General features: G+C 72.0%; 7 protein-coding genes and 1 riboswitch. Of the genes, 1 reads left to right on the top strand and 6 read right to left on the bottom strand.

Annotated elements, in window-relative coordinates:
* Positions 1-506, bottom strand: a 506-nt coding sequence (gene surE, locus KBX53_RS19765) for a 5'/3'-nucleotidase SurE (protein WP_210860914.1), incomplete at its 3' end; no start/stop codon positions are given.
* Positions 503-1,480 carry a 1-phosphofructokinase family hexose kinase gene (locus KBX53_RS19760; protein WP_209444515.1) on the bottom strand — a complete coding sequence of 326 codons (978 nt, stop codon included), beginning with the start codon at positions 1,478-1,480 and terminating at the stop codon, positions 503-505. The genes KBX53_RS19760 and surE, both read right to left, overlap by 4 nt.
* Positions 1,481-1,668: 188 nt before the next feature.
* Here KBX53_RS19760 and KBX53_RS19755 point away from each other — a divergent pair, with 188 nt between their 5' ends.
* Positions 1,669-2,139, top strand: a complete 471-nt coding sequence (locus KBX53_RS19755; RefSeq protein ID WP_210860913.1) for an SRPBCC family protein — start codon at positions 1,669-1,671, stop codon at positions 2,137-2,139.
* Between the two features lie 165 nt (positions 2,140-2,304).
* Here the strand turns inward: KBX53_RS19755 and KBX53_RS19750 are convergent, their stop codons facing one another.
* From KBX53_RS19750 to KBX53_RS19735, 4 genes are all read right to left on the bottom strand, one after another.
* Entirely contained in the window at positions 2,305-2,814 is a 510-nt protein-coding gene (locus tag KBX53_RS19750; protein WP_036411067.1) for a hypothetical protein, read from the bottom strand.
* Between the two features lie 141 nt (positions 2,815-2,955).
* Positions 2,956-3,969: a hypothetical protein gene (locus KBX53_RS19745; protein WP_081883765.1), complete on the bottom strand. Its 1,014-nt coding sequence runs from the start codon at positions 3,967-3,969 to the stop codon at positions 2,956-2,958.
* A gap of 56 nt (positions 3,970-4,025) precedes the next feature.
* Positions 4,026-4,157: riboswitch (cyclic di-AMP (ydaO/yuaA leader) on the bottom strand.
* Between the two features lie 141 nt (positions 4,158-4,298).
* The gene (locus KBX53_RS19740; protein WP_210860912.1) at positions 4,299-5,216 is read right to left on the bottom strand and encodes a cation diffusion facilitator family transporter; all 918 of its coding nucleotides are present in this window, start codon (positions 5,214-5,216) and stop codon (positions 4,299-4,301) included.
* A 106-nt stretch (positions 5,217-5,322) separates the two neighbouring features.
* On the bottom strand, positions 5,323-5,815 hold a 493-nt coding region (locus tag KBX53_RS19735; RefSeq protein WP_210860910.1), incomplete at its 5' end, for an ATP-binding domain-containing protein.

Below are 5,815 nucleotides of genomic sequence, written 5' to 3'. Positions count from 1 at the left end.
GCGGTGCTCCAGTGCCGCTCGGCGTCGCGTACGCGGGCGGCGGCGTCCACCGCGGCGCCACCGCTCGCGGCCGTCGCCTCGCCGGCCGAGAGCACGTCGAGGGAGACCGCCATCGCCCGGCACCCGTTCGTGGCGGCGGTGAACGCGGCGCCCACGGTCCCGGAGTGCAGCACCGCCCGGCCGGCGTTGGCACCCCGGTTGACCCCGGAGAGCACCACCGACGGCGGTGGACCGAACGCCCCGTGCAGGGCGATCAGCGTGATGAAGCCGGGGGACCCGGCGACCCCGTACGCCGGCACACCGGCCAGGTCCGGCAGCGGGTGGTCGTTCACGACGACCCGCCCGTCGCGTTCCATGGCGCTCATCGCGGCGCTGGTGCCGCTCGCCTCCTCCATCGGCGCGGCGACCACCACGTCCAGGCCCCGCTGTCGGGCCGCCCAGGCCAGCGCCTGGATGCCCGGCGCCGCGATCCCGTCGTCGTTGGTGATCAACACTCGCAGTGTCATCGCTCGGCCACCCGGTCGGCCAACTCGTCCGGGGTGGTCCGCTCCTGTTGCCGGCTGTCCGCCGGCACCAGTCGGACCCGGTCCACCAGGCCGGTGATTGAGTCCAGTCGTCCGGTGCCCAGGCCGTGCCGGGTCACGTTCAGCGCGCCGGCGGCGGCGCCGGTGCGGATGGCGGTGCGGATGTCCCCGCCCCGGGCCACGACGGCCGCCACTCCGGCGGTCATCGAGTCGCCCGCGCCGCGCGGGTCGGCGGCCTCCAGCCGGGGCATCTCGACCTGGAACAACTCCCCGTCGATGAGCGCCAACGCCGGCTGGTCGGCGCGACTCACCACCACGGTCTCGGCGCCGCCCGCGTGCAACTCGTACATGGCCTGGGTCAGTTCCACGGTGTCGTCGCTGCGGGCGCGGCCGTCGCGGATCAACTCCTCGTGACTCACCTTGAGGAAGAACACCCCGCTCTCCAGCACCGAACCGAGGTGATCGCCGGAGAGGTCGACCACCACCCGGCCGCCGTTCGCGCCGAGGTCGGCGGCGAAGCGTCGGTACAGGTCGGCCGGTACGAGCCAGGGCTCGTTGGGTCCACTGAGGATGCTCACCGAGGCCCGCAGGCCCTCACCGAGGGCGAGGTTGTACAACTCGTCGATCTCATGCCGGCTCAGTGGCTGCCCGGGTACGTCGACGATCTCCTGCCGGGAGCCGTCCCGGCGATCGTGCACGTACCCGCCGCTGCCGGAGTCGCGGACCACCACCTTGAGGTCCACGCCCTCGCTGACCAGCAGCGGCTCCAGCACCTGGCCGATCTCACCACCGAGGGCGGTGCAGAGCACCACGTCGACACCGAGGGAGATCACCATCCGGGACTGCCAGACGCCCTGCCCGCCGGGGTGCAGGTGCAGCTCGGGGTGGTCGTTGGGCTGGTCAACGGTCACCGTCAGCTGTGGAGTGGGCGCGAAGACCATCACGTGCCCGCTCATCGGTTGTCGCCGTACAGGTCGTCGCGCTCCGGCATCTTCGGAAGATTTCGCACTAACTGAGCTTAATGGGGCAGATGGTGGCGGCTCGCCGCATCGGCCCGGCCCGGCGCGGCGTCGGGTGCGATCGGGCGTTGCCAGCCGGACATCGGTACGGGACGATCGGGCGACCAACGGCGGCGGGAGACGGTGTGCTCAGCAGCGATACCTTCAGCTACACCGTCCAGGCCCGGAGTTCACCAGCCGAGGCCGCGGCGCTGCTCAGCGACCTGACCCGGCAGGGCGAGCTGCATCCGCTGATCGTCCAGGTCCGCCGGGTGCCGCCCCGGCCCGGGGCGCGGGCCAGCTACACGATCAACGACCGGTTGGTGGCCGGCCCGCTGCGCTTCCGGACTACGTACCACGCGGACGTGCTGATCAGCGAGACCGACGAGATCGTCATGATGGCCCGCCAGTGGCCGGCGACCACGGTGCGCAACCACACCCGACTGCGCGCCGAGCCCGACGGCCTGGTCCGCATCGACGTGGAGATCACCCTGACGGCGCCGACGCCGCTGTTCCGGTACGCGTTCCGCCAGGCCCGAGCCGCCCACCTCGCCCTCGCCACCCGGCTGGGCGCAGCCCTCGACCGCACCGGCGAACCCCCACCGCCCCCGGGCTGACCCTCCGCCCCGCCCTGCGCCCCCGCCCCGGCCCGCCACCCCGCTTCATGATCGTGCTCAATCCAGGATGTAGTGGCCTCCTGTCGCATCGAGGCCACTACATCCTGGTTCGAGCGCGAGCATGGGTGGGCGCCGGCCACGAGCGTCATGGGTGGGCGGGGGTCGTTAGGGCCGGGCGGTGGCGCGGCCGCGGCCGGCGACGGTGGCTGCGGCGGTGCGTCGGCGGCCCCACGGCTTGTAGGTGGAGAGCACCGTCGCGATGATCATCAGGCTGGTGGACACGGCCGGCGCGATGACCAGGTCGGCGCGATCCCGGGCGGGCAGGGCGGCGCCGACCGCTCCGGCGTGGCGCAGGTTCGGGGTGAGCAGGAACAGCACCAGCCCGACCATCACGGTGGTGAGCACGAGCTTGACCAGCACCCAGCGGTGCCGCAGCAGGCCCCACGGGGTGAGCAGCGAACTGGCCACTCCGATCAGCCAGACCAGGACGCTCAGCGGCGCGAACAGCACCGTGCCGATCAGGGCCGTGACCGGGTAGACCACCGCCGGGTCGGCGCCCCGCTGCACGGCGATGCCGAGGGTGAGCAGCACCAGGTCGGTGCCGAGCCAGCCGAGCGAGGTGACGAGGTGCAGGGTGAGCAGCGCCTTGCGGGTGGTGGGTCGGATCCGAGGCATACCGCGATGCTGCCCGCCGGCCCCGGCCGGGTCGTCCGCCGAGCGACGACATCAGGGGTACGCCCGGCGACGTAGCCGGCCCCGGACGCGGGTGATGCCTGTGAGTCATCGTGATGACTCACAGGCATCACCACGGGTGGGTCAGTAGACCGACAGGTGTACGTGGTTGGTGTGGTCGGTGGACGGGGTCCCGTGCGCCCCGCTGTACGACTTCCATCCGCTGCTGGGCAGCCAGATCTGCTTGTACCAGATCACGTAGAGCACGGCGAGCCGGTCCGCGTTGCGGATGAAGTACGCGGCCAGGTTGTTGCCGTAGGTCTTGTCGCCGCCGGTCGCGGCTCCGCCGAAGCCGCCCTTCTGTGCGGCGAAGTCGCAGGCCCGGCCCTTCGGGTGCTCACCGGAGCCGCTGGGGCGGTGGCACGAGACGTACCGGGTGAAGCCCGCCGCCTTGGCCTGGTTGAGCGCGTGCAGGGTACGCGGGGTGATGCAGCCGCTGGCCGGCGTGGGGTCGTTCACGCTGCACGACTCGGAAGGCCAGGAGCCGTCGGAGTTGCGCGGCGCGGCCGTCGCGTTGGCGGTGGAGGTGCCCCGGTTGGAGCCGGTGTCGGCGGTGCTCTGTGTCTTGGGTGTGGTGGCCACGGTCAGGGCCCGTTCGGCCTGTTCCTTGCGCTTGGCCATCACCGCGACCTGCTTGCGCTGTTCAATGATCTCGCCGTCCAGTGCGACCCGGGTGCGGGTGGCCTGGTCCTTGCTCTTCAGCAGATCGCGCAGCACCCGGTCCTCGTTGGCGGCCACCGCGTCCAGGGCGGCTGCCCGGTCCATGAAGCCTTCCGGGGTGCTGCTGTTGAGCAGCGCCGACATCGCGCCGAGTCGTCCGGTCCGGTACGCCACCTCGGCGATCTCGCCGACCTTGCCGTTGCGCTGGTCGATCTCGACCTCGATGGTCTTCAGCTGGGTGGTGAGCTGCTTCTGCCGTTGTACCGAGGTGTCCAGGGCTCGCTTGGCGTCCAGGTAGCCCTTGCTGGCCGCCTCGAGTTGGGCGCGCAACGCCGGGGTGCCGCCCTCCTCGTCGGAGTCGGGTGCGGCGGCCCGCAGGCCGGTCGGGGGAGCGGCCGAGGCGGTGCCGGCCGGAAGCGCGACGCCGAGGGCGAACATCGCGACGATCAGGGCCGCCAGTCGGGCGGCGGGTGGTCGTGCTGGTGCCACTGCGCATGTCCTTCCGTCAGCCGCCGACCGGGTTAGCTGACGGGTTCGGGACGGAAGATCCCTACCGCTGACGCGGATGCACCCCAGGAACATGGTTCCCCGGTTCGCCCGGTTGGGCGATTAGGCGGCGACCGCCACCGGCGCCGGGAGGCGCCGCCTGGTGGAGGCCGGGACCGAGCCTACCGGTGCCGGTGGGGCCGCTGCAGCCAATGTGACGGACGGTGCGTGCGTCACCACGGAAAATTACCTTAAAAGTGAGCAATGCTCCGAAAAGGTCGTCACCACTCGATGGAGCCACACGCGCCGGAGGCGGCGCCCGGCTCGATCTGCAACGTCGCGTGTTCGATGCGGAAGTCGTCGTGCAGGGCCGTACGCGCCGCGGTGAGCACCGCGCCGACCTCCGCCCCGGGCGCCATGGTCAGGTGTGCGGAGGCCACCTCCATGCCCGAGGTGAGCGTCCAGACGTGCAGGTCGTGCACCTCGACGACGCCGGGCACCGCGGCCAGCCGATCGTGCACGGCGGTGACCTGGAGGTGCTCCGGGGCGGCCTGCACCAGGATGCGGATAGCGGCGCGGGCCAGCCGCCAGGTGCGCGGCAGGATGAACACGCCGATGGCGACCGCGACCAGGGGGTCCGCCCACCACCAGTCGGTGACGGTGATGAGCAGCGCCGCCCCGATGACGCCGACCGAGCCGAGCAGGTCACCGAGCACCTCCAGGTAGGCGCCCTGGAGGTTGATGCTCTCCCGGGCCCCGGCGCGCAGCAGGGCGAAGGCGGCGATGTTCGCGAGCAGACCGAGCACGGCCACCGCGAGCATCGGGCCGGCGATGACCTGGTGCGGGTCGCCGAACCGACGGATCGCCTCGATCACCACGTAGATCGCCACGCCGGAGAGCAGGACGGCGTTGGCCAGCGCGGCGAGCACCTCGAGCCGGTAGAGCCCGAAGGTGCGCTGCGGGTCGTTGGTGGCCCGCCGGGTCGCCGTGATCGCGGCGAGCGCCATCCCGATGCCGAGCACGTCGGTGAACATGTGCCCGGCGTCGGAGAGCAGGGCGAGTGAGCCGGTGTGCAGGGCGGTCGCCGCCTCGACCACCATCAGGGTGGCGAGCAGCCCGAACGCCGCCCAGAGTCGACCCCGGTGCTGGTGTGCGGCATTGGCGACGGACCCATGGTGGTGGTCATGACCTGCGCCCACGAGATTCACCTTCCGCCGCCGGCCGGGACCCGGTCAAATGTATGCTCACATCGCTATGTGTGCAAGTGTACGGGTGATGCCTCGCGCTGGCGGCGGTCCGCGCAGGTCAGCCGGTCGGGTCGATGGTGGTGAGCCGCTGGGTGGCCCGGGAGAGCGCCACGTACAGGGTGCGTACCCCGGCGCCCGGATCCGCCCGGATCTCGCTCGGGGCGACCAGCACCACCGCGTCGTACTCCATGCCCTTGGCCTCCAGGCTGGTCACCACCTGCAACCTGGGCGCGCCGAGCGCGCCGAGCCAACCGGCGACCTCGTCGCGGCGGGGGACCGGCGTGATCACCCCGACCGTGCCCTCCACCTCGGCCAGCAGGCCGGCGGCGGCCTCGACGATCGCGGTCTCCAACCCGGCGGCCGGCACCACCAGCGCGACCGGTTCGACCCCGGTGGAGCGGACGGCGGTCGGCAGCGGCAGGTCGGGGTAGAGCCGGCGGATCTCCGCCGCCGCCACCGCGAAGATCTCCGACGAGTTGCGGTAGTTCGTGGTCAGCGTGAACTCGTGTCGCTTACGCCGGCCCAGCGCCTGGTCCCGGGCTCGGGTCAGC

It is taken from the genome of Micromonospora sp. M51, from assembly GCF_018070305.1.
GTDB lineage: Bacteria > Actinomycetota > Actinomycetes > Mycobacteriales > Micromonosporaceae > Micromonospora > Micromonospora parva.
Note: the sequence above shows the minus strand (reverse complement) of the source record. Positions and strands in the feature narration are given on the sequence as shown.